Source organism: Virgibacillus profundi (assembly GCF_002287375.1).
Classification (GTDB): domain Bacteria; phylum Bacillota; class Bacilli; order Bacillales; family Amphibacillaceae; genus Virgibacillus_K; species Virgibacillus_K profundi.
In genome coordinates, this window is record NZ_NPOA01000011.1 from 57,731 (window position 1) to 81,651 (window position 23,921).

At 37.4% G+C, this 23,921-nt stretch carries 27 protein-coding genes and 2 riboswitches; of the genes, 18 read left to right on the forward strand and 9 right to left on the reverse strand.

What is annotated here, in order from left to right:
* Positions 1-64 precede the first annotated feature (64 nt).
* The 6 genes from CIL05_RS15280 to CIL05_RS15305 all read left to right on the forward strand — a co-directional run bounded on the left by CIL05_RS15280 (position 65) and on the right by CIL05_RS15305 (position 5,154).
* Positions 65-1,009, forward strand: a complete 945-nt coding sequence (locus tag CIL05_RS15280; protein WP_095656416.1) for an AAA family ATPase — start codon at positions 65-67, stop codon at positions 1,007-1,009.
* Positions 1,006-2,223 carry a DUF58 domain-containing protein gene (locus CIL05_RS15285; RefSeq protein WP_095656417.1) on the forward strand — a complete coding sequence of 406 codons (1,218 nt, stop codon included), beginning with the start codon at positions 1,006-1,008 and terminating at the stop codon, positions 2,221-2,223. Before CIL05_RS15280 ends, CIL05_RS15285 begins: the two co-directional genes overlap by 4 nt.
* Positions 2,213-3,412 (forward strand): hypothetical protein, encoded by a 1,200-nt coding sequence (locus tag CIL05_RS15290; RefSeq protein WP_095656418.1) that lies wholly within the window; start codon positions 2,213-2,215, stop codon positions 3,410-3,412. Before CIL05_RS15285 ends, CIL05_RS15290 begins: the two co-directional genes overlap by 11 nt.
* A 53-nt stretch (positions 3,413-3,465) precedes the next feature.
* Positions 3,466-3,565, forward strand: a riboswitch (guanidine-I (ykkC/yxkD leader).
* A 107-nt stretch (positions 3,566-3,672) separates the two neighbouring features.
* Positions 3,673-3,957 (forward strand): DMT family transporter, encoded by a 285-nt coding sequence (locus CIL05_RS15295; RefSeq protein WP_338066950.1) that lies wholly within the window; start codon positions 3,673-3,675, stop codon positions 3,955-3,957.
* The gene (locus tag CIL05_RS15300) at positions 3,957-4,271 is read left to right on the forward strand and encodes a DMT family transporter (protein WP_095656419.1); all 315 of its coding nucleotides are present in this window, start codon (positions 3,957-3,959) and stop codon (positions 4,269-4,271) included. The genes CIL05_RS15295 and CIL05_RS15300 overlap by 1 nt, the downstream gene beginning before the upstream one ends.
* Before the next feature lie 79 nt (positions 4,272-4,350).
* A complete protein-coding gene (locus CIL05_RS15305) occupies positions 4,351-5,154 on the forward strand; it encodes a VLRF1 family aeRF1-type release factor (protein WP_095656420.1) in 804 nt (267 codons plus the stop codon).
* 35 nt (positions 5,155-5,189) lie between these two features.
* On the opposite strand, the gene CIL05_RS15310 is transcribed toward CIL05_RS15305, so the two are convergent.
* The 7 genes from CIL05_RS15310 to CIL05_RS15340 all read right to left on the reverse strand — a co-directional run bounded on the left by CIL05_RS15310 (position 5,190) and on the right by CIL05_RS15340 (position 9,598).
* Entirely contained in the window at positions 5,190-5,627 is a 438-nt protein-coding gene (locus CIL05_RS15310) for an SH3 domain-containing protein (protein ID WP_165769144.1), read from the reverse strand.
* Between the two features lie 231 nt (positions 5,628-5,858).
* Complete coding sequence (locus CIL05_RS15315; RefSeq protein ID WP_095656422.1) at positions 5,859-6,206, reverse strand: fluoride efflux transporter FluC; 348 nt, start codon at positions 6,204-6,206, stop codon at positions 5,859-5,861.
* Positions 6,203-6,607: a fluoride efflux transporter CrcB gene (gene crcB / locus CIL05_RS15320; protein WP_338066947.1), complete on the reverse strand. Its 405-nt coding sequence runs from the start codon at positions 6,605-6,607 to the stop codon at positions 6,203-6,205. Before crcB ends, CIL05_RS15315 begins: the two co-directional genes overlap by 4 nt.
* Complete coding sequence (locus CIL05_RS15325; protein WP_095656424.1) at positions 6,583-6,996, reverse strand: Fur family transcriptional regulator; 414 nt, start codon at positions 6,994-6,996, stop codon at positions 6,583-6,585. Before CIL05_RS15325 ends, crcB begins: the two co-directional genes overlap by 25 nt.
* On the reverse strand, positions 6,993-7,847 hold the full coding sequence (locus CIL05_RS15330) for a metal ABC transporter permease (protein ID WP_095656425.1): 855 nt from the start codon (positions 7,845-7,847) through the stop codon (positions 6,993-6,995). The genes CIL05_RS15325 and CIL05_RS15330 overlap by 4 nt, the downstream gene beginning before the upstream one ends.
* A 17-nt stretch (positions 7,848-7,864) precedes the next feature.
* Positions 7,865-8,620, reverse strand: coding sequence for a metal ABC transporter ATP-binding protein (locus CIL05_RS15335; protein WP_095656426.1), 756 nt, complete (start codon positions 8,618-8,620; stop codon positions 7,865-7,867).
* Positions 8,621-8,638: 18 nt separating this feature from the next.
* Positions 8,639-9,598: a metal ABC transporter solute-binding protein, Zn/Mn family gene (locus CIL05_RS15340; RefSeq protein ID WP_095656427.1), complete on the reverse strand. Its 960-nt coding sequence runs from the start codon at positions 9,596-9,598 to the stop codon at positions 8,639-8,641.
* A gap of 356 nt (positions 9,599-9,954) precedes the next feature.
* On the opposite strand from CIL05_RS15340, the gene CIL05_RS15345 reads away from it, so the two are divergent.
* From CIL05_RS15345 to CIL05_RS15355, 3 genes are all read left to right on the forward strand, one after another.
* The gene (locus CIL05_RS15345; RefSeq protein WP_095656428.1) at positions 9,955-12,354 is read left to right on the forward strand and encodes a 3-hydroxyacyl-CoA dehydrogenase/enoyl-CoA hydratase family protein; all 2,400 of its coding nucleotides are present in this window, start codon (positions 9,955-9,957) and stop codon (positions 12,352-12,354) included.
* A gap of 19 nt (positions 12,355-12,373) precedes the next feature.
* Positions 12,374-13,549, forward strand: a complete 1,176-nt coding sequence (locus CIL05_RS15350; protein ID WP_095656429.1) for an acetyl-CoA C-acetyltransferase — start codon at positions 12,374-12,376, stop codon at positions 13,547-13,549.
* A gap of 671 nt (positions 13,550-14,220) precedes the next feature.
* Positions 14,221-16,005, forward strand: a complete 1,785-nt coding sequence (locus tag CIL05_RS15355; RefSeq protein ID WP_095656430.1) for an acyl-CoA dehydrogenase FadE — start codon at positions 14,221-14,223, stop codon at positions 16,003-16,005.
* Between the two features lie 151 nt (positions 16,006-16,156).
* Here CIL05_RS15355 and CIL05_RS15360 read toward each other — a convergent pair whose 3' ends face one another.
* Positions 16,157-16,705: a VanZ family protein gene (locus CIL05_RS15360; protein ID WP_095656431.1), complete on the reverse strand. Its 549-nt coding sequence runs from the start codon at positions 16,703-16,705 to the stop codon at positions 16,157-16,159.
* Between the two features lie 181 nt (positions 16,706-16,886).
* Positions 16,887-17,066 carry a PDDEXK family nuclease gene (locus tag CIL05_RS15365; protein WP_095656432.1) on the reverse strand — a complete coding sequence of 60 codons (180 nt, stop codon included), beginning with the start codon at positions 17,064-17,066 and terminating at the stop codon, positions 16,887-16,889.
* A gap of 227 nt (positions 17,067-17,293) precedes the next feature.
* On the opposite strand from CIL05_RS15365, the gene CIL05_RS15370 reads away from it, so the two are divergent.
* The 9 genes from CIL05_RS15370 to sufC all read left to right on the forward strand — a co-directional run bounded on the left by CIL05_RS15370 (position 17,294) and on the right by sufC (position 23,920).
* Entirely contained in the window at positions 17,294-17,650 is a 357-nt protein-coding gene (locus CIL05_RS15370) for an arsenate reductase family protein (protein WP_095656433.1), read from the forward strand.
* A 63-nt stretch (positions 17,651-17,713) separates the two neighbouring features.
* The gene (gene gcvH / locus CIL05_RS15375) at positions 17,714-18,097 is read left to right on the forward strand and encodes a glycine cleavage system protein GcvH (RefSeq protein ID WP_095656434.1); all 384 of its coding nucleotides are present in this window, start codon (positions 17,714-17,716) and stop codon (positions 18,095-18,097) included.
* 282 nt (positions 18,098-18,379) lie between these two features.
* Positions 18,380-18,736, forward strand: coding sequence for a toprim domain-containing protein (locus tag CIL05_RS15380; protein ID WP_095656435.1), 357 nt, complete (start codon positions 18,380-18,382; stop codon positions 18,734-18,736).
* Positions 18,737-18,747: 11 nt separating this feature from the next.
* Positions 18,748-19,068 (forward strand): thioredoxin family protein, encoded by a 321-nt coding sequence (locus CIL05_RS15385; RefSeq protein ID WP_095656436.1) that lies wholly within the window; start codon positions 18,748-18,750, stop codon positions 19,066-19,068.
* Between the two features lie 73 nt (positions 19,069-19,141).
* Positions 19,142-19,254: riboswitch (SAM riboswitch) on the forward strand.
* A 117-nt stretch (positions 19,255-19,371) separates the two neighbouring features.
* Positions 19,372-20,400, forward strand: a complete 1,029-nt coding sequence (locus CIL05_RS15390; RefSeq protein WP_095656437.1) for a methionine ABC transporter ATP-binding protein — start codon at positions 19,372-19,374, stop codon at positions 20,398-20,400.
* Entirely contained in the window at positions 20,390-21,058 is a 669-nt protein-coding gene (locus tag CIL05_RS15395; RefSeq protein WP_095656438.1) for a methionine ABC transporter permease, read from the forward strand. The genes CIL05_RS15390 and CIL05_RS15395 overlap by 11 nt, the downstream gene beginning before the upstream one ends.
* A gap of 57 nt (positions 21,059-21,115) precedes the next feature.
* Positions 21,116-21,985 (forward strand): MetQ/NlpA family ABC transporter substrate-binding protein, encoded by an 870-nt coding sequence (locus tag CIL05_RS15400; RefSeq protein WP_095656439.1) that lies wholly within the window; start codon positions 21,116-21,118, stop codon positions 21,983-21,985.
* 210 nt (positions 21,986-22,195) lie between these two features.
* A complete protein-coding gene (locus CIL05_RS22300) occupies positions 22,196-22,366 on the forward strand; it encodes a YuzK family famiily protein (RefSeq protein WP_165769145.1) in 171 nt (56 codons plus the stop codon).
* Between the two features lie 768 nt (positions 22,367-23,134).
* The gene (gene sufC, locus CIL05_RS15405; RefSeq protein ID WP_095656440.1) at positions 23,135-23,920 is read left to right on the forward strand and encodes a Fe-S cluster assembly ATPase SufC; all 786 of its coding nucleotides are present in this window, start codon (positions 23,135-23,137) and stop codon (positions 23,918-23,920) included.
* Position 23,921 lies beyond the last annotated feature (1 nt).

The following is a 23,921-nucleotide window of genomic DNA, read 5'->3' on the forward strand; positions in this document are numbered from 1 at the left end:
GATATGTAATAATAACTATAATTGTCCGAAAATTAATAATTATGAACATGGGGGTTTTACAGAAATGGAACAAGTAAAACAAGCAAAAGTGACGTTAAACAATGTTATTTTTGGTAAGGAAGAAGTTGTTGATTTATTATTTATTGCGCTGCTGGCACAGGGGCATGTTTTATTGGAAAGTGTTCCAGGAACGGGGAAAACTAAATTGGCAAAAAGTTTTGCAAAAGTAATGGAAGGTGATTTTAATCGTGTCCAGTTTACACCTGATGTCCTGCCCAGTGATGTGACAGGAATCCGCTTTTTCAATCCGAAAACGCAGGAATTTGAGCTTCGGGTGGGGCCGGTCGTTTCAAATGTACTACTTGCTGATGAAATTAACCGGGCGACACCGAAAACACAATCCAGTCTGCTTGAAGTCATGGAAGAATATCAATCTACCATTGATGGGGAAACCATTAAAGTGGAAGCACCTTTTATCGTGCTTGCAACACAGAATCCGGTGGAAAGCAATTATGGAACTTTCCCATTGCCTGAAGCACAGTTGGACCGTTTCCTATTTAAAATTGATTTAGGATATCCTTCCAATGAAGAGGAAAAAAGAATTTTACATACATACCGAACAAATGACCCATATGATGAAATAACTGCATCACTGACACTGGAAAAGATCCGCATGTTGCAGGAGGAGATTAAACAAATAAGCTTGTCCGATGTGGTTACAGATTATTTATTAAGTCTTATTCATGAATCAAGATCACATTTTGATGTAGAGCTCGGGATCAGTCCAAGGGGAATGCTTGCATTGATGCGGGCAGCGCAAGCACGGGCTTTTCTGCAAAACCGTAACTATGTCACACCTGAGGATATAAAGGAATTAGTACCATATATATTCGAACACAGGCTTATTTTATCAATGGAAGGTTCTATTAAAAAGACAGCAAGGCAAGTTGTGAACGAGATTATTAAAAATGTTTCCGTACCTGTTGAGGCAGGAGCAGTCGGCAAATGAAGTGGCAAAAAGAATTTGGGGCACAACATTTAAAGAATTTCGACTATATACTTGGTGCTATAATTATATTTTTTTTAATTGGAATCATCTTTAACAATCAGATTGCTTTCATAGGTCTGGGGGTTTTTGCAGCCTATCTGATTATACATAAGCTGTATGATAAAGAAATTGGAACAAAACTGGAATTAAGCACCCCGCAAACAACTGTAAAACTATTTCCCGGTGAAGGAGCAAAATTAACACTTAATCTACAAAATAGATCTGTGTTTCCAATCATTAATGGAGAATTTCAATTTCAAACAGGACCTGCCATAAAAGCCTATGAGCATGTTGAGGATACAGAAGATAACTGGAATCAAATTAAAATTCCATTATCCATATTCCGGAAAAGAAAAACAATCATTGAACTTCCTGTTTTAGCTGAACAGCGTGGTGTTTCAAAGGTTTATAATATAACATTCATTATTCCACATCTATTTGATTTTGATCAGCTTACATTAAAGTATAATTCAAATTATCAGACAGAGTTTGTCGTATTTCCCAAGCTGCTTCGGGTACAGAATGTAGAGACCGTTTTTCATATGATTCCGGGTGAAGGCAGATCAAACATATCCCCATTTGAAGATGTTCAAAGCCAGTTAGGTACGAGGGATTACAGTTATAGTGACCCTTTCCATCGAATCAATTGGAATGCTTCTGTGAAATCCCAGAGCCTGCAGACAAATGTATACGAAAAAGTTGTGGATATGGCTTATGTTTTTATTATAAACCTTGGTACAACAAGTGATTTAAATATGGTGCGATTTAATAATAATTTGGAGAACTTATTATCATACACGGCCTATTTATGTGAACATGCATCACGAAAAGGAGTTCCATATGAAATATTCATTAATTCACGTAAACCAGGGAAGGTTCCATATGTTCATCTACATGAAGGGGAAGGAAAGAATCAATATGCTCGAGCCCTGGAGATGCTGGCAAGAATTCATAAACAATCGATGATTATGCCAATTAATAAAATGCTGCATCGTTTAGGGAAATATTTTTATAAACCGAAAACGATTATTTTCATCGGAGAAATTCCACAAGGGGCTATGCAAACTATGGATTCATGGAAAATGGTGCAAAAATCAGTGTTTCATGTCAAGCAGGAAGAGGATGGAGCAATAATAAAGCCTTTAGAAAAGGATGGGATAACAAATGCGAAATAACCATCCAACGATTTCTTTTGCATATCATTTTATTAGTGAAGCAATCATCATATTTCTAATCCTGCTACCAATCATGTACGATCATTTCTTCCGGGTGCCTTATTGGAGTTATTTAGTAATTACTCTGGTCACCACAATTCTATTTACTATAATTACGAGATTTACAGTTAATTACTTCTGGTATGCTTTAACCGCTCCTGTTATCTTTGGGATGTTTTACTTTTGGGGGTATCCTATTGTACCTGCTGTATTAATCCCAATTTTATTTATCTGGAGATATATCAATATTCGCAAAGAGCAAGTAATAAGCAGAGAAAATCAGTATATAATCATTACACTAGTGCTAACAGCAATTATGAGTCTACTCATTCAGGATAGCCGTATCATGATATTTGCATTCCTGCAAATAATCATCTTAATTACCGGCTACATCACAAGTCACTTGGCTGTCATTACAAAACAAGAGCGCAATGAATTCGACTTAAAATTATCCCTTTACTTTGTTGGCTTCCTTGCATTAGGTGCGGGATTGTTTCTCACGCTATTTGATGGAATTCGTGGACTGCTTATATCGGTTTGGCATGGATTATTACAATTACTCAGTCTCTTATTGAGCGGAACATCTGGTTTCTTCAGCTTCTTGGAAATAGAGAAAAAGGAGTTACCTAAACAAGATCCAGCTGAGATAAGTGGTGATGCTAGCAATTGGAATGAACCTGCTAAGGATTATACTACCATCGAAAGCATCACATCATTTGTGCTAATCGCTCTTGTCCTATTACTTTTAACGTTCGCCTTCTTTCTTTTAAGGAAGCGTTTTCGGAGTATACAAAAGGAAAAAGAGAAAAATGTATCCATTTCGTATAGTGAACTGGATCAAGATTCAGGCCAAAACATACATTCTTTAAGAAATAGATTAAAAGATCTATTTAAAAAGCCTGACCACCCTGTTCGGAGAATGGTTCTGCAGTTCGAACGATTCGCAACAAAAAATAATAGGGGAAGAAAACCGTTTGAAACAATAGAGGACTGGTTTTTACGAATTGGGATGAATTCAGATATGACTGTTTACCAAAAGGTGAGATATGGTGAAGTGGATGTGAGCAATCAAGAGAAAGAGCTGTTAAAAGATCAATTGAAGCAGATGGAAAAACAAATAAGCGAAAGCGAAGCGGAATCTGAAGCTTAAATTCTGTAAAGTTGACCATATTAGAAGCGAATGTTATTATTTTAGTTAATAAACGAAAAGTTTTCTAGGGTTCCGCAGTATGAAATGAAATGCTGGTCTGGTCCGAGAGAAAACGCACGTACGTGTACACGGAGGGACAAAAGCCCGGGAGGATATCAATATACTGATATCACTCCAGGGCTTTTTTTATTGGAGGTTTTTATGATGAAAAACGACTGGAATATTATTTTTTTGGCAGGATTATTGAAATTGGCTGGGTCATTGGATTAAAGCATGCATTTAATTGGTGGACATGGGGATTAACCATATTTGCGATATACTTTAGCATGCACCTGCTGATTATAGGATCGAAGAGGCTTCCAGTTGGAACAACCTATGCAGTCTTCACAGGTATGGGAACTGCCGGAACTGTTATCATGGAGATTTTAGTTTTTAATGAACCGTTTAGACTGGGTAAAATCCTTTTAATTATGCTGCTGCTTTGTGGTGTCTTTGGTTTGAAAACAATTACACCAGTTGCAGATAAGGAAGGGGGACATTCCTAATGGATTGGATATTTCTTATTTTTGCCGGAGCTGGTGAAGTTGTTGGTGTAATGGGGATAAATAAAGTAAACAAGAAAGTGAATTTTTCCTCCCTTGCACTTTTATTTGGAGGTTTTGTATTGAGCTTCATCTTTTTATCGATTGCCATGGAAACCATTCCTATGAGCACAGCATATGCTGTATGGACAGGAATGGGGACAGTAGGCAGTGCACTAGCCGGGATGATCTTTTTTAAAGAGTCCAAGGATTGGCGGAGACTTTTATTTATTGGAATGGTGCTTTCATCTGCTGTTGGTCTAAAATTGATTTCCTGATTTCCTGTTCGTATGTTTATTTATCATTAATATAGGAAAAAGACTACTAAATGATAATTAGAAGGAGTGCCTACATCTAATGAATTTAAATAAAGAACTGAAGAGATTAGAGAGTATCAGAAGAGAAGGTGCAAATAAAGTCTTTACAATGTACTTAAATACTGATCCATCAGACCCGGATCAACAGGGAGGTGAATGGAGAATTCACTTCAAAAATGGACTCCGGAATTTTGAGCAGTATTTAGAAGAAGATGATAATAAAGAAGAACTGAAGAACTTTCAATTAATTAAGCAGAAGGTAGATAAATTTGTTAAAGGAAATGAACTAAACTTCTTAAAAGGAGTTGTAGTATTTGCTACAGCGGATGAAGAGGTGTGGTTTGCTGACCGTGTACAAATGCATGTGGAAACTGAGTTCTTTTGGCAGGAAACGCCTGAATTAGGACAACTCAAGGAACTGAAAAATAAGTTTCCTAAATCCGGGATCATACTTGTACAGCAAAATGAAATAAAAGTAATTGAATCTTATTTAAATGAAATTGAGGATACAACATCCTTTGAATTGGATATTAAAACAGATGATTGGCGTCAAAAATTAGGCCCACGTAAAGCAAATACAGCCATGGGACCTGGTGCAACCAATTTACAAAAGGATAATTTTGAAGCCCGCTATGAGGCAAATCAGCATCGCTGGTATAAAAAAATAGCACCTAAATTGGACAAGCGGGCTAAAGATCATAGCTGGGAAAAAATTTATGTAGTAGGTGAATCAGATTCTTCTCATGAATTAAAAGAACAGATGAATAAACCAGTGGATGAAGTCATTCAAAAGAATATGCTGGATCATGAGGAATCTAAAGTATTGCAGGAAGTATTCGGATAGAAAAGCAAAAGAGCCCATTCAACTGGGCTCTTTTATCACTCTTCAGATAAATATTTTTCATTTACATAACCACTGAATTCATCTGTGGTAACTTCCACCCATTCATCTCCACTGTCTTCTACTTCCAGTTCCTGATCAATTGTTACAACACCAGCTATGTCATAATCCACACCTGGGCCACTGCGCACATTTAATATTTCAACAGTTACATTTCTAGTGGAATGCGTAACAGATTCTTCTTCGGTATTTTCTTCATCCGTATCATCAGCTGATTCAGTTGTATTTGTTGATTGATTCATATCATTGGAATCTTTGTCAGTGTTCTCTTCATCGCTGGAGATCTGTACTTTTCCCAGTTCACTTTGAGCAAACTCAGGATTATTAAAGTTATTTTGCATAATTACAACAAAAACTATAAAAGCAGCGATTAAAATCGTTAAGATTCCAACAATAAGTCCTTTTCCTTTGTTCATGTTCATTTCTCCTAACCTTGCTTATCTTAGAAAACTTGGCTTATCGCCAAGCCTTAATGGCGAAAGCCTTAGTTCAACGAAAAATACTTTTCGTCTGCGATGTAAATGCTTCGAAGTATTACTTATGCCCTTATACTGATTTCCTGAAAAAAGTTATACTTTCCTATCAGTATAAAAAATAGTATACACGAATTTGATAGAAAATGGGAATAAATTATCTAAAAAGCTTACTTACATAAAAATATAAAAAACAGAGAAAACAACAATTAGCGACATCGCCAGTGAACTACCGACATAACTAAAAGCTATTTTGTATTTTTTAGCAAAAATTAATTGTAATGTTTCATTTCCAAAGGTGGAAAAAGTTGTATATGCCCCGCAATAACCAATCCCTGCCAAGACCCATAACCATTCTGGGATAATTTCAGTCTTGAAAAGTATAAATAAAGCAGCTAAGAGAAAGGATCCTGTAATATTAGCTATCCACGTACCAATTAACCGTTTATTTACTTTATTTGAAATATAAAACCTTGTAATACTGCCTGTAAATCCTCCGAGAGCTACCAGAAAAAAACTCATTGTTCCACCTGCCCGCGACAAGCAGCCTTAAAACCAACATAACAAAATACTAATCCACCAAGTATACTGATCAGAATATAACCAACTGCCAAAAGTAAATTGGAACTCCAGAGTTCAATTGTCTCCACAGCAAAAGTTGAGAAAGTAGTAAAAGAACCAATCGCGCCGATGCTAACAGCTGTAAACATCTCATGAGATAGTTTCTGCTTTATAGACGGATGGTTTAATAGAAAACTAAGCAAAAAGCAGCCAATTAAATTTGCAGTCAAGGTTGCAAAGGGAAATTCATGATCAGCAGTGAATAAAATGGAAATTCCATAACGTCCCATTGAACCTATCATCCCACCAATACCTATTGCTATATAGAGCTTAATATTCATGCACTTTGACAAACAGGACATAATCCATAGATTTCAAATTTATGTCCTTCGATGGCATATTCAGCTAGGGTGTTTTGAACTTCATCCATTGGACAAACTTCTATTTTCTTTGTTTTACCACAATCATTACAAATAAAATGATGATGATGATGGTGTGTACAGTTCATTCGAAATTGTTTTTCTCCATTTAATTCAGTCGTTTCCAAAATACCTACTTTATTATATAGATGCAGGTTACGATATACTGTATCAAAACTAATTCCTTTATATCTTGATTCCATGAACTGAATTAAGTCTTTAGCAGTTCGATAGCCATCAGCCTTTTCAAAATATGCCAGAATTTCTTTGCGTTTTCCAGTAGTTTTATAACCCTTCTCTTTTAAAAGATCGATTGCTTCATTTATATTCATTCCGCTTCCCTCACTTTTTTTGCAGTAAAAGTAAATCGTTTCAGACTGATTGATACTAGTAAAATAATGATAGAAACCATAACAATTGTACCCCCTGGAGGGATACTTAAGTAATAGCCTGATATTAACCCTATAATAACAGCTAACTCACCAAATACAATGGATAAAAACAACATTTGTTTAAATCCTTTAGCTAGCCGCATGCTTGCTGCGACAGGGAGTGTCATTAATGCAGATACCAGTAATACACCAACAATGCGAATGGATGCTGCGATTACCAATGCAGTTAAAATGATAAACAGGAGATGGATTCTTTTTGCGTGAATCCCTGATATCGTTGCATGTTCTTCATCAAATGAAAGGGTAAAGAGCTCCTTATAAAATAAACCGACAACAAGTATGATAAAAATAGAAATTCCTAGTATCGTATAGAGATCATTTAGACTGACTGCTGAAACAGAACCGAATAAATAATTAAATAATTCCGTATTGAATCCATCTGCAATCGAAATAAAGATGACACTTAATCCGACTCCACCGGATAAAATAATCGGAATAGCAAGCTCCTGATAAGCTTTATATACACTGCGGAGTTTTTCAATGAAAATGGAACCAATTACAGAAAAAGCCATCCCGCTGTATAAAGGGGTGATCATTGTAACTGCGAATTTTTTTTCAAGCATTAATCCAAATGCAATCCCGGCTAATGTTACATGTGATAATGCATCAGCAATTAATGATAGTCTTCTCACAACAATAAATGTTCCGAGCAATGGTGCGATAATTCCTATTAATATTCCTGTTAAAAAAGTATAGCGTAAAAAATCGAATTCAAAAAAGTCTGCTATCATGGTTGTTCCTCCAGGCGTTAATGATTGTGGGTGACGATATTTACAGGATGACCGTAAAATCCGGATAAGTCTTTTTCAGACAGAGAAGAATATTCTTCCGGTTTTCCGTGAAAATGCAATGTTTTATTTAAACAAACAATATCTGTAGCATGTTCTGTCATTATTCCGGTATCGTGGGTTACAAGTAATAATGTAATATTTCGTTGATCATTTAATCGATGTAATAATTCATAAAAACGTTTGACATTCTCATAATCGACACCAACAGTAGGCTCGTCCAGAATTAATAACTCAGGGTCGCTCACAAGCGAACGTGCAATGAAAATCCGTTGCTGCTGTCCACCGGAAAGGTTCCCGATGTTCTCATAAGCATAGTCGAGCATACCAACCTGATCGATGGCCTGGAGTATTTTTTCTTTATGTTTTTTTTTGAAAAACTTCAGATAGCCTACTTTTGCTGTAAGACCCATGGAAACTACTTCAAATACGGTCGCAGGGAAACCTTTATTAAATGAATTAGCCTTCTGTGAAACAAAACCAATTTTATTCCAATTATTGAATTTATCCATTGGTTGATCGAGCAGTTGTATTGTTCCTTCGTCCGGTTTCAAAAGCCCAAGTATGAGTTTGATTAATGTAGTTTTTCCACCACCATTAGGCCCAATTAACCCCATAAAAGCTCCACGGGGGATTTCAAAGTTAATGTGGCTCAACACTTTTTTCTGTTCATAGGCATAGGTTATATTTTTCATGGAAACAACGGGTTCTGTCATGGATAAACACCTCTTTCATTAGTTAGTTACTTTATCAAGAACCTCTAAATTATCCTTCATCAAGGAAAGATAATTATTATTCTGCCTGATATCATCATCTGTTAACACAGACAGATTATGAATGGTTAAGGCTTCAGCATCGATCTCTTCCTGGATGATTTCAGTAACACGATTGGAGCTGTTCTGTTCAAAAATAATGTAATCCAGATTATATTTATTTGCCTGGTTAATCACTTCGATCAATTCTTTCTGTGAGGGCTCACTGCTGGAAGATAGCCCATTGATTGCAATTTGTTCAATCCCATAGCGTGCTTCCCAGTAGCCGTAGCCTGCATGTGAAACAAGTATTTTTTTATTGCTTTTTCCTTGTAATGTATTGATAAACTGTTCATGTAGAGTAAGTAAATCTTGCTCCAGTTCATGAAAATTTTCAGTGTATTTTTTTTCGGATTCAGGGTTTAATTCAATTAATTTATCTTTAATAATTGAAGACATTTCCAGCATCCGAAGCGGATCTATCCATATATGCGGATCTTGGTCGCCATGGCTATGGCCGTCATGAGCATGTTCTTCTTCATGTTCATGCTTCTCATCCTCATGATTAACATCTTCTATATGAAACAACTCTTCATGCTGACCGATCTCTATTAATTCGACATCCTGTGTTTTCAACGCCTCTGAAGCACTTTCAGCAAACCCTTCCATGCCTGCACCTAAATAGAAAAAAGCATCACTTTTGGCGATAGAGGTAATATCTTTTGAAGCCGGTTCGTAGGTATGTGCATCTACGCCCGGTGGGTATACTGATTTAACTGAAATGGAATCTCCACCAATTCTTTCAATAGCATACTGAATGGGATAAACCGAGGTATATATATTAAGTTCAAATGTGTTATTCGTTTTATCATTTGAAGATGCACAGCCAGTAATAATTACTGCTGTTATAAGTAATATCATAATTGCTTGTAAAATTTTCATGTGCGTATCCCTTTCAATTGCTGTATTTTTGTACTTTTTCTATACTACCGTAATGATTCCGATTTGTAAATAAGAATGGTTCCTATTTGCGGATTTTTTATGCGAGTTATTTTTAGCCTGCTAATGATTAGAGAGCTTTCCACTAGTGAGCAGGTACATCAAGCTCAAGAGCCAGAACATCAGCAAAGCTGGGTCCTAAATCTGCGGCAATCAGCTTTTTCTAAAAAACATGGATATTTTTATTGCGAAATATCAGAATTTAATTTATAGTAGTAATTAGGTGATAGGCGACTATCTTTTTCTTTTAGCAGTAAAATGAATGAGTATTCATTCAAATTATGATTGGGGGATAAAATATGAAGCAATCAATCAGGCGTGCGGCTGTTTTAGGCTCAGGTGTTATGGGATCAGGAATTGCTGCACACTTGGCTAATGTGGGAATTCCAACAATAATGCTTGATATTGTGCCACGCGAATTAACAAAGAGTGAAGAGAAACAAGGATTAACACTAGAGGATCGGGCTGTACGTAACCGCACTTCAGCACAAAGTAAAAAAGCACTTTTAAAACAAAAACCTTCACCAATTACGACGAAGAAAAGCCTTGATTTAATTGAAGTCGGTAATTTGGAAGATGATATTGAAAAGTTAAGTGATGTTGACTGGATCATTGAAGTAGTAGTTGAGAACCTGGATGTTAAGAAAAAGGTTTTTGCCAATGTAGATAAGTATCGCAAGAGAGGATCTATCGTAAGTTCTAACACATCAGGAATTTCGGTGGAAGATATGGCGGAAGATTGTTCAGAGGATTTCCGTAAGCATTTTCTCGGAACACACTTTTTCAATCCGCCACGCTACCTTAAATTACTTGAGGTTATCCCTACAAAAGATACTGATCCTGAAGTACTCGCATTTATGAAAAGGTTTGGTGAAGATACTTTAGGAAAAGGCGTTGTTGAGGCTAAGGATACACCGAACTTCATTGCTAATCGGATCGGGACATATGGTCTGCTTGTAACAGTGAGAGAAATGCTAAAGGGCGGATACAGTGTCGGAGAAGTTGATTCTGTCACAGGGCCAATGATTGGTCGTCCGAAAAGTGCAACCTTCCGCACATTGGATGTAGTAGGACTTGATACATTCATTCATGTAGCAAAGAATGTATATGACCAGGTTGATGGTGCTGAAAAAGAAGTATTTGATGTACCGGAATTCATGAAAAGGATGCAGGAAAATGGCTGGCTTGGTTCAAAAAGCGGTCAAGGATTTTTCCTGAAGAAAAAAGGAAAAGATGGCAGCATCATCTATGAACTGAATCCGGAAACAATGGAATACCAGGACTTGAAAAAACTAAAAACAGCTGCAACTGAAATGGCAAAACAGGAAAAAGGATCTAACCGTAAATTGAAAGCGCTTGTATCAGCGAAGGGAGACCCGGCCGGTGATCTTGTTTGGTCGATTCTTAAGCCTGTATTAATTTACGCTGCTGAACTGCTTGGAGAAATTGCAGATGATGTTGTTTCGATTGACCAGGCGATGAAATGGGGATTCGGCTGGAAAATTGGGCCATTTGAAACATGGGATGCCATCGGTCTCAGGAAATCAGTGGAACGTATGCAAAAAGAAGGGGAAACAGTACCTGAATGGGTGCTTAACCTTCTGGATAACGGAAATGAATCCTTCTATAAAAAGGAAAATGGAAATGTATATTACTATGACCAGGCTGAATACAAGCAGCAAACCTTTAATAAAAAGAATATTAATCTAAGAAATTTAAAAGAAGTAAATGGCGTTATTAAAAAGAATACAGGTGCTAGTTTAATAGACTTGGGTGACGGGGTGGCAGGTCTTGAATTCCACTCTAAAAGCAATGCAATCGGTCTTGATATTATGCAAATGGTTAACTTCGCTATCGAAGAAGTTGATAAAAATTACGAAGGTCTCGTAATCGGAAACCAGGGTAATAACTTTTGTGTTGGTGCAAACCTTGCATTGATGTTAATGGAAGCACAGGATGATAATTTCTTTGAGCTTGATATGGTTGTCCGAAAGTTCCAAGATATGGCGATGAATATCAAGTATTCGAATAAACCGGTTGTAGTAGCACCATTCAATATGGCACTTGGTGGCGGAGCTGAGGTATCACTACCAGCAGCTGCTATTCAGGCATCAGCAGAAACTTACATCGGCCTTGTTGAATTTGGTGTAGGTCTAATCCCAGGCGGTGGCGGAACGAAAGAGCTTTATTTAAAAGAGCTTCGTAATTTGCCACAAGGAGTTAATTTTGACCTGACTAAAGTAGCGAATGATGTATTTGAAAAAGTAGCCATGGCCAAAGTTTCCACATCAGCTGCTGAAGCAAGGGAGAATGGATTTTTAGATAATAATGATGGCATTAGTGTGAATCCTGACCATCTTTTATATGATGCAAAAGAGAAGGTACTGGCATTAGCAAAATCGGGCTACCGGGCACCCAAACGCGAACAGATCCCTGTTGTAGGTGAAGCTGGATATGCAGCAATGCTACTTGGTGCAAAAACATTGAGATTTGGCGGATATGCCTCCGATCACGATGTGAAAATTGCAGAAAAATTAGCCTATGTATTATCAGGTGGACGGGTTAAAGAAGGAACATGGATTGATGAACAAGTCATGCTCGATCTAGAACGTGAAGCATTCCTGAGCTTAATTGCTGAACCGCTGACTCAAGCCAGAATGCAGCACATGTTACTAAAAGGAAAGCCATTACGCAATTAAACGAAGAGGGGGAATGAATGTGAAGGAAGCAGTAATTGTTGCAGGTGCAAGAACCCCTGTAGGGAGAGCGAATAAAGGATCTCTGGCAAATACAAGACCAGATGATTTAGCTGCATTAACGATTAAAGAAACTTTAAAACGTGCCGGGAATTATGAGGGGAATATTGACGATGTTATTATCGGGTGCGCAATGCCTGAGGCAGAACAAGGGATGAATATGGCAAGAAATATTGCCGGACTTGCGGGATTAAAACATGATGTTCCGGGAATTACGATTAATCGCTATTGTTCATCAGGCCTGCAGAGTATTGCTTATGGGGCTGAACGGATCATGGTTGGCGCAAGTGACTCAATAATCGCTGGTGGCGCAGAGTCGATGAGTCTGATTCCAATGGGTGGCCATGTGATCAAGCCTAATACTAAGCTTGTTCAGGATGCACCAGGCTACTACATGGGAATGGGTCACACAGCTGAAGAAGTTGCCAACCGTTTTAACATTTCACGCGCAGACCAGGACGCATTTGCTGTGCAAAGTCATGAACGTGCAGCAAAAGCAATTCAGGAAGGTAAATTTAATGATGAGATTGTTCCAGTTGAAGTGACAGAGCGTGTAATTGGCAAAAAGAATAAAATCGAAGAAAAGAAATCTATGTTTGAGATGGATGAAGGTGTACGTGCTGGAACTACTGCGGAAGTACTGGCAAAACTTCGGCCTGCATTCAATGTAAGAGGATCAGTAACTGCAGGAAACTCATCTCAGATGAGTGACGGAGCTGCATCAGTTCTTCTAATGGATCGTGAAAAAGCTGTAGAACAGGGTTTGACTCCACTTGTTAAATTCCGCTCGTTTGCGGTGGCAGGTGTAGAACCGGAAATTATGGGTGTAGGCCCAGTTGAAGCTATCCCTAAAGCTTTAAAAATAGCTGGATTGGAACTTTCTGACATAGGATTATTTGAATTAAACGAAGCATTTGCCTCACAGTCTGTTCGTGTGATCCAAGCATTGGACTTGGATACAAACATAGTGAATGTAAATGGTGGTGCAATCGCACTTGGACATCCACTGGGCATGACAGGTACAAAATTAACATTAAGCCTGATGCATGAAATGAAACGCCGTAACGTACAATTTGGTGTAGTTACAATGTGTATTGGTGGCGGTATGGGAGCTGCCGGGGTGTTTGAACTCTTGTAATCTAGTTAATTTTTATGGCCTTTTTCGTGAATTTTGGGACTGCACTGCGTTCGCCCACCAAAATACTGGGACTGCGCACTGCTCGTCCCATCGAAACCATTTGTTGCTCTTTAATCATCGCAGTTGATGTAAAAGACGACATAATTACTATTTTCTATAAGTATTCGTTATAATCGCCGTCCGAGATCGCTCCGGGCGGATGCTTTCCACGGGCACGACCTTAGCCTCCTCAAGAAAATCACTCTGCGGGGTCTTCGGACACGTGCTGTTCCCGCAGGAGTCACCGCCCTTCGCTCACCCGGACTGGTGAGTTGGTTGATGTATTGAATATTGATACTAATGCAGTACATCGGCAGAACCGGAATACTAGCGGAAGAAATACACGAAGACTCCAGCGGGAGGAAAGGCATAGGTGAGACCCCACAGTGCGTAGCACGAGGAGGCTCACCAGCCGCCCGCGGAAAGCGTAGTGTATTTCTGGAGCGCTGAATTAGCGCTCATCTTCTAAAGGGTGGAAGGAAGTCATACAAAAGAATTATTACTGTGTCGCACTTTATAGTTTTTGTGTCAAAAGCAACAAATGTTTTTGGTGGGACGAGTAAACGCAGTCCCGATCTTTTAGGGAACTGCCATTTTTAAAACATATTCTAATATGGAAAGGAACGATTCATATGAGTGAAACAAAAGATAAGATTTTTAAAGGCGGGGCATTTTTAATTGAAGATTTGACGGGTGAGGATGTTATAACCCCAGAGGACTTTACAGATGAACATAAAATGATTGCGAAAACAACAGAGGATTTTGTTGTTGGAGAAGTACTTCCAAAGGTTGAGAATCTAGAAAATCATGAATTTGAATATTCAGTAGAGCTATTGAAAAAAGCAGGGGAATTAGGATTGCTTGGTGCAGATGTACCAGAAGAATATGGTGGTCTTGCATTAGATAAAATCAGTTCTTCCTTAATTACGGAAAAATTTTCACGTGCCGGTGGATTTTCGGTAACACATGGAGCACATGTAGGTATAGGTTCACTTCCAATTGTATTTTTCGGAAATGACGAGCAAAAGGAAAAGTATTTACCTAAACTTGCTACAGGTGAATTATTAGCAGCCTATGCATTAACAGAACCAAGCTCAGGCTCAGATGCACTTGGTGCAAAAGCTACAGCTAAATTAAATGAAGCAGGAACACATTATATTTTAAATGGGGAAAAACAGTGGATTACCAACTCGGCATTTGCAGATGTATTTATTGTTTACGCAAAGATCGATGGTGAACACTTCTCTGCATTTATTGTTGAACGTGAATTTCCTGGGATTTCTACAGGCCCTGAAGAAAAGAAAATGGGGATCAAAAGCTCTTCCACTCGTACATTAGTTTTAGAAGATGCGGAAGTACCTGTCGAGAATCTATTAGGTGAAAAAGGCCGTGGTCACATTATTGCATTTAATATCCTTAATGTGGGACGTTATAAACTTGCAATAGGTGGTGTGGGTGGTTCGAAACGGGCACTTGAACTAGCTGCGAAATATGTAAATGAGCGTAAACAATTTAATACACCAATTTCCAGTTTTTCATTAACTCAGGAAAAACTGGCAACAATTGCAGCTGAAATTTATGCAAATGAAAGTGCTGTGTACCGGACAGTAGGATTATTTGAACAGCGTATGGGTGCTTTAACGGATGAGCAGCTGAAAGATGGACGTGAAGTAGCACGGGCAATTGCCGAATACCAAATCGAATGTTCGATGGGTAAATATATGTGTACAGAATTATTGGATCATGCAGCAGATGAAGCAGTTCAGATGCATGGTGGCTATGGTTTTATGCAGGAATATGAGGTTGAGCGGATTTACCGTGATTCCCGGATTAACCGTATTTTTGAAGGAACAAATGAAATTAACCGCCTGCTTGTACCTGGAACATTGCTTAAAAAAGCGATGAAGGGTGAATTGCCATTACTGCAAAAAGCACAAAGCCTGCAAGAAGAATTAATGATGATGATGCCGGAAGAAGTTGGTGACGAAACACTGGCACAGGAAAAATATTTATTGAAAAATGCGAAGAAAATGGTTCTGCTTGGCGCAGGGCTTGCAGCACAAAAATATATGCAAAAGCTTGAAAATGAGCAGGAAATTTTAGTGAATCTTGCTGATATGACGGCAGAAGTATATAACATGGAATCAGCCATTCTTCGCACAGAAAAGGCGATTAACAAAACTGGTGAGGAAAAGAATAAACAAAAGTTCCTTTACACGCAATCTTATGTACAGGAAGCCTTCAACCGAATCGAAGCAGACGCAAAAGAAACATTGATTGCTGTAGAAGAAGGGGACACCTTACGAATGATGCTATCATCATTACGTAAATTAACTCGCCATACACCAACAAATGTAATTGCGAAAAAACGTGAAATCGCTGTGAAAATTATTGAGGAAGAGAAGTATTTAGTATAAAAAGAAAAGCCAACCTTCCATAATGGAGGTTGGCTTTATTGCTTATATGGAAACAAATCCAGCTCATGCTTAAAAGCAAAGTAGACTTTCTCCCCTTTTAAATGGTTGCCTTCAAGACGTTTGTTCCTTCCTACTTACACTAGTTGATGTTCTAAGTCTTTGTTTTATTTATGTTCAAAATGATTTTCATTAGTAAATATCCACACATAACTCCCAATGTGTTTAGAATCAGATCATCAATATCAAAGCTTCTTGAGAGAATATGCAATGAGGATAAAACCAGTTGTGTTATTTCGATCCCTAATGAACAAAGAAAACCGATTAGAAGCATTTTTTTAAAGGTATGTTTTTTATATATTAAGACTAGCAATATTCCAATTGGTACAAATACGACAACATTTCCAACTAGATTAATAATGGCTGTTTCTGTGTACCCTTGAGAAAATAAGTATAGATAACCATTAATCGTATGGAATGGTAAGATGTTAATTCCAGTCCAGCCTTCTATGGAACTGCTTGCAGGAAATATGGTGAGATAAAGTAAGCTTTCCAGATATATAATGGACAAAATATAAATAAATTCTTTGTATAAGGATACTTCGTTGTTTCTTCGTTTCAGAAGGGATAATCGTATCGGAATATAAACGATAACGGTCAGCGTCATAAAGTATATTGGTAATGTGTAAATAAAATCGAGCATGTCATATTCCTCTCAGGGGAGTTTTACTCTCTAATATCAGGGATGTTTTCCATGATCTCTATCATAGAAAATGAAATACAGGGAATGTTTTGGGAAATTACTTTTTTATCTTGTGGGATAAAATTAAATCAATTGGTGCGTTCAAAATTATATAGTCAGATCTACAATTATTAGCAAGGCTTTATGTTATTTCAAAGCTAACTAGTTGATGATTTACTGATGGTGCTGGGCTCATCAGCTCTAATTGTCCATTAGCTAATTCATAACGGTTATCATCATTAATTGCTGCATAATCATCGTATGTAAGTCCGGTTTCCTTAACTATAGTATCTATTGATTTTCGATTTATTTTTGTCATCATTATCAACCATCCCCTGTACCTCCATATATTTTAATACAATTAATTATAGCATATTATATGAGCCCAATCGATTTGTTACTGATACGGTTTAGAAATTTGTCGACTATTCAATTTATTTATTGTGTTATTAATTTGTAGAGGTTCGGTCAAAAAGGCTTTACATTGCTAAGGTCATAATATTTGTTATAATGGAATTGAATTACAGAGTAGATTCGGAGGTTTTGAACATGGCGCTAACATTTTATTGGTATCCCAACTGTGGCACTTGTAAAAAAGCTAAAAAGTGGTTAGAAGAAAATAATATTGATTATGAGAGCATACATATTGTAGAAAACCCACCGTCACAGGAAGAGTTGGAAAGTCTGATTGCGAAAAGTGATCTGCCAGCTAAAAAGTTTTTTAACACAAGCGGGAAAAAATACCGCGAATTGAATATAAAAGATAAAATTAAAGATGCGAACACGGAAGAAATGGCGAAAATTCTTGCTTCGGATGGCATGCTGATTAAACGGCCAATTGTAACAGACGGTCAAAAAGTGACGGTCGGTTTCAAGGAAGAAGATTATCATGAAAATTGGTTATAAACACTAGTAAAATACTTATTTAACTTGTATGATTATATTGAAATAATATATGGAGGGATATATATGAGCTTACCAAAGGATTTAGTATACTCTAAGGAACATGAATGGATAAAAATAGAAGGCGACAAAGTAAGAATTGGTATTACTGATTTTGCCCAATCCGAGCTAGGGGATATTGTATTTGTAGAGCTTCCTGAAGTTGGGGATGAAATTGAAGCAGACGAGACTTTTGGAAGTGTTGAATCTGTGAAAACTGTTTCTGAATTATATGCACCTATCAACGGGAAAGTTGTCGAAGTGAATGAAGAATTAGAGGATAGCCCGGAATTTGTTAACGAATCACCATATGAAAATGCTTGGATGATCATTGTTGAGCCAGCGAATGAATCAGAACTGGATGAATTGTTATCAGCTGAGCAATATGAAGAATTTATTAAAGAAGATTAATTAAAGTGCTTGTTCAAAAGGAGGATAAAAAGGACCGAGAAGTTCGAGGCGGCGTAGCTTTGAGCACCGGAACGTATGCAATTAATACGTGAGGAGTGGAAAAGCAAGCCAACGAAGAAACTCGATGTGTCATTTTTACCGGACTTTTTGAACATCCTATAAAATGAAACAATAAATCGGGCTGACGTACAATTTTAGGAAAGATTGTATAGTCAGCCTTGTTTACATCATATACTAAAGTAATTCAATCATCTTGCTTGATTTCCTAGGGAGTGCTATGTGATGATAACAGATGAATCCGAGATAGTTATTATTGTTGAGGGCTTGACAGATAAAAGGCAAATTGAAAAGTTAATTACAGATGATGTTACGATTCTATGTACAAACGGTACACTTAGTATTGAACGGTTTGATGATCTTTTGGAAGAATATGATTTGGATTACAGAGATGTTATCATTTTGGTTGATGAGGATAAATCAGGAATGAAGCTTCGAAAGCAGCTGGCTCGGGAGCTGCCGCATGCTGAGCATATACGTGTAAGCAGTGATTATCGCGAGGTTGCAACAACCCCTGAAAACATTCTCGCGACCGCCTTATTGAGTAAGCGCATTTCCGTTAATCCAATTTTCTTAGTTTAGGGTGGTATTTTTTGCAGCAGATTACAGAAGAACAAATAGATAATGAGAATTATCTACTTTATATTTATACCCCATTCTGTGGGACCTGTCATTTAGCCAGAGCTATGTTGACTAAAATTGAATCGGTACACAATGAGAATATTTTTTATGAAATGAATGCATCATTACATCCTGAATTTATGCAGAAGCACCAAATAGAAAGTGTTCCTTGTCTTTTGATAAAGAATGGGAATGACATAAAGGAAAAGGTTTATGCATTTAAATCCATACCGAATATTTACACCTATTTAATGGAATATAAACCGGAGTTATTTGTTAAAAACGAAGGATAAATCTATTTTAATTGACATAATAAATGGTGCATGCTAGTATTTAGCATATGAAATTTTTATAAAAATTATTTATCTCTTATCTTGAGCGGTGGAGGGACTGGCCCTATGAACCCGCGGCAACCTTCAAATGATTTATTATTTGAAAGGTGCCAATTCCTGCAAAGTGGATACTTTGACAGATGAGGGAACCTGAAGACTTTAATGTTTAAATTTACGTCTTTCTGTTCTCTTACAGAAAGGCGTTTTTTGATGGTTTTTGGGTATACTGGAAATTGCGGGATCTGTGTAAGGAGGAAATAACCAGTGATTTCGATCGAGGGTTTAAGTAAAACTTTTAAAGCAAATAAGAAAAACATTACAGCAGTTGATGGTATGACACTTGATATAAAAGAGGGTGAAATATTTGGTGTTATTGGATACAGTGGAGCTGGTAAAAGTACGTTCGTTCGTTTATTGAATCGGTTGGAAGAGCCGACAGGTGGGCGAATTGTAATCGACGATCAGGAAATTACAGCACTGAATTCCAAACAGCTTCGTTTGGCAAGACAGGAAATGGGAATGATTTTTCAGCATTTTAATTTGCTCTGGTCACGAACAGTGAAGGATAATATTGCTTTCCCATTGGAAATAGCGGGATTCCCAAAAATGGAGCGGGAAGCGCGTGTGCAGGAGTTAATTGATCTGGTTGGTTTATCAGGCAGAGAAAATGCCTACCCTTCACAGCTGAGTGGTGGACAGAAGCAGCGTGTGGGAATTGCCAGGGCACTTGCGAACAATCCAAAAGTATTACTTTGTGATGAAGCAACGTCCGCATTGGATCCGGAAACAACCAATTCAATCCTCGATTTGCTTGTGGATATTAATCAGAAATTGGGACTTACGATTATCCTGATTACCCATGAAATGCATGTTATTCGTAAAATATGTAATCAGGTTGCAGTAATGGAACAAGGTAAAATAGTAGAACAGGGTGATGTACTGGATGTGTTTTTACAGCCAAAACAGCAGGTAACAAAGAAATTCGTGGAACAAATTATGGGTACGAATGAAGATGATAGTGTAGCACTATTGATTGATACGTATGATGAAGGTAAAATTGTTCAGCTCCATTTTCTTGGTGAAACTACCAACCAGGCATTGATTAGCCATGTAGCAAGAAAGTTTGCGATTGATATTAATATACTGCAAGGAAAAATCACCCAAACTCAAAGAGGGGCGTACGGTACATTGTTTGTCCAACTGTCAGGGGATGATCGAGAAATTGAAAACGCGGTGAATTTTATCCACAACGAGACCTCAGTAGAAGTGGAGGTTATCCGTGATGCAAACTGATATTTTTGCAAATATTGATTTACAGGATCTCCTTGAAGCTACTTATGAAACATTTTATATGACAATATTAGCTTTAATTGGGACAGGTGTCTTCGGGGTAATGCTGGGATTGCTTTTATATTTGACAATGAAGGATGGTATTTGGCAAAACAAATATATTAACTTAATTGTAGCAGCAATTGTGAATGTGTTTCGTGCTATTCCATTCATTATACTAATTTTTTTATTATTTCCGTTTACCGATTTTCTAATTGGAACAATTCGGGGTCCAAATGCAGCACTGCCAGCATTGATAATTGGTTCTGCACCATTTTATGGTCGACTTGTTGAAATAGCTTTAAAAGAAGTGGACAAAGGTGTTGTGGAAGCGGCTAAGTCAATGGGGGCAAAAACGAGGACAATTATATTCCGTGTTTTACTTCCGGAATCGATGCCAGCCCTTGTTTCCGGTTTAACTGTCACAGTAATAGCTTTAATAGGTTATACGGCCATGGCAGGTATAATTGGTGCAGGCGGTCTTGGAAACTATGCATATTACTTTGGTTTTCAACGACGTGACTGGGATGTATTATTGATATGTACAATTGTCATTGTTATTATTGTATTTATTTTTCAATTTATTGGTGACTTTATTACGAATAAATTGGATAAAAGATAGGAAATTAGGCGAAAGCTAATTTTAATATAATTTGAAAATAGAAGGAGAGAATACATCATGAAAAAGTTTTTAGTCTTTTTATCTGTATTATTCGTTTTAGTTTTGGCAGCATGTGGTGGAGGAGATTCTGAGGAAGATACTTCAAATGAAAATACTTCAGGTGATAGTAATGCAGAATCGGAAGAAAATGTGGAACTTATTGTTGGAGCTTCCAGTGTTCCCCACTCTGAAATTTTGGAAGAAGCTAAACCACTATTAGAAGAAGAAGGAATTACATTAACGATAGAAGAATATCAGGATTATGTTTTTCCAAATGACGATCTGGCAAGTGGTGATTTGGATGCCAACTACTTCCAGCACATTCCATTTTTAAAACAAACAATTGGTGATACAGGGTATGAATTGGAAAACATCGGTGGAGTCCATGTAGAACCGATGGGAGTATATTCTAAAGGAATTGAAAGCGTCGATGATATCGAGGAAGGAACAGAAGTGATTTTAAGTAATTCAGTACCAGATCATGGACGTGTCCTGGCATTATTTGAATCAGAGGGATTAATTACATTGGATGAATCTGTGGAAAAGTCAGAAGCCACCATTGATGATATTGTTGAAAATCCTAAAAACCTGAAATTTTCACCAGATTATACACCGGAAATTTTACCGGAATTATATCATTCCGAAGAGAATACACTTGTTGTCATCAATACAAATTTTGCTATTGGTGCAGATTTGAATCCTTTGGAAGACGCACTATTTATCGAAGGTGAAGATTCCGAGTATGTAAACATTGTTGCTGCTCGGGCGGAAGATAAAGATAATGAAGCATTGAATACATTAGTAGACGTACTACAATCAGAAGAAATTCAGGATTTCATTATTGAAAATTATGAAGGCGCCATCGTTCCGGTTGGTGGAAAAAATTAATTTTTGCAAAAATGGAGCATTTATTAGTATATGCTAGCAATAAGCTAAATGTTAATGAACGAATAGAGCTATATATATTTCAGCCATCCACATCCGGATTAAATCACGAATAAACGTTTATAACCACTTTGTGCTGGGAATTGTCCTTATGTTAATCTTATAATTGTATTCAAATTGAAAGGATGATTCACTATTAATAGTGGAATAACGATGAATTACACTCCGGAGATGGAGAAGGCAATGCAACAAACGCATAAGATTTGTTATGCGGAGTATGGAAGAAGATTAGATAAACGGATTGCAGTTGAAAAAAAACGGCAGCAGGAATATGAACAATGCAAACTTTTAGTTGCCGGACTTGATAGCCAAATTCAAAGATGATAAATATAAAAAATGGTACTGATGCTCAGGTTGAGGGCATCAGTATTTTTATTAGAGCAGATGCATGACTTTAATGGAATCTCTTTTTGTAAGTTATGATGCTTTTTAATTGTTGCAATGAATACAAAGGGTGACGTAAAATTAATGGTAGTAGATCTCATCGACCGCTACGGAAACACATTTCGCGGACCTTAGGGCGGTTGGTGAACCTCCTCGTGCTGCGCACTCCGGGGTCTCACCTATGCCTATACTCTCGCAGGAGTCTTCATGTGTTTCCTTCGCTGGAATCGTGCTTTAAAACTTTTTAAAATTGCTTGCACATTTGTGTGGTTGTTTGGAGCGGAGGACCGTTGACTCCTGCAGGAATAGCACGTGTCTGAAGACCCCGCAGAGTGGGTTTCTCGAGGAGGCTGAAGCCGTGCCTGCGGAAAGCAACGGTCCGCAGTGGAAATCAACCCAGCGCAAATATTAGTTTATATGTTTTGAAGTAAATCAATGATTTTCGGTGGAATGATTAACCGTAGTTCCAACTTTTAGAAACCAATTTAATGAAACAATCCGTTTTTATCTTGAATTTTGTAAACCGTATTACTATAGGAAAAACACGGTTATTTTATGAGGAATTACATAATATTTCACACACCGGATAAGTAACCTGAAAAAGTTGATATTAAATTCGAAATGCTTTAAGATTATAATGAGAATAGATTGAGAATGAATGTTGTCATTCATTTGAAAAAATATAAATTAGTACTTGGAGGTATCGGAATGGCAGGATCAACGTTGGAAATTAAGAATCTTCATGTTCAAATTGAAGGTAAAAAGATATTAAAAGGTGTAGACCTTACAATAAAAGGTGGAGAATTTCATGCGGTAATGGGGCCAAATGGAACTGGTAAATCTACCTTGGCATCAGCAATCATGGGACATCCTAAGTATGAAATTACTGAAGGAAGCGTTCATTTAGATGGTGAGGATGTACTTGAAATGGAAGTTGACGAGCGTGCTCGTGCAGGTCTGTTTCTAGGAATGCAATACCCAAGTGAAATTAGTGGTGTTACTACATCTGACTTCTTGCGTTCTTCTATTAATGCACGTCGCGAAGAAGGCGATGAAATTCCATTAATGAAATTTATCAAGGAAATGGATTCAACACTGGATTACCTTGAAATTGATAAAAATATGGCACAACGTTACTTAAATGAAGGATTCTCAGGTGGAGAGAAAAAGCGTAACGAAATTCTTCAGTTATTGCTTTTAAAACCTGAAATTGCAATTCTGGATGAAATTGATTCAGGATTGGATATTGATGCATTAAAAGTAGTTTCAAAAGGAATTAATAAACTACGTGATGAAAACTTCGGTTGCTTGATTATTACGCATTACCAGCGTTTATTAAATTACATTACACCAGATCATGTTCATGTCATGATGCAGGGACGTATTGTTAAATCAGGTGGTCCTGAACTAGCACAACGCTTAGAAGCTGAAGGCTATGAGTGGATCAAAGACGAACTGGGAATTGAAGACGAAACTGTAGGGCAAAACGCATAGT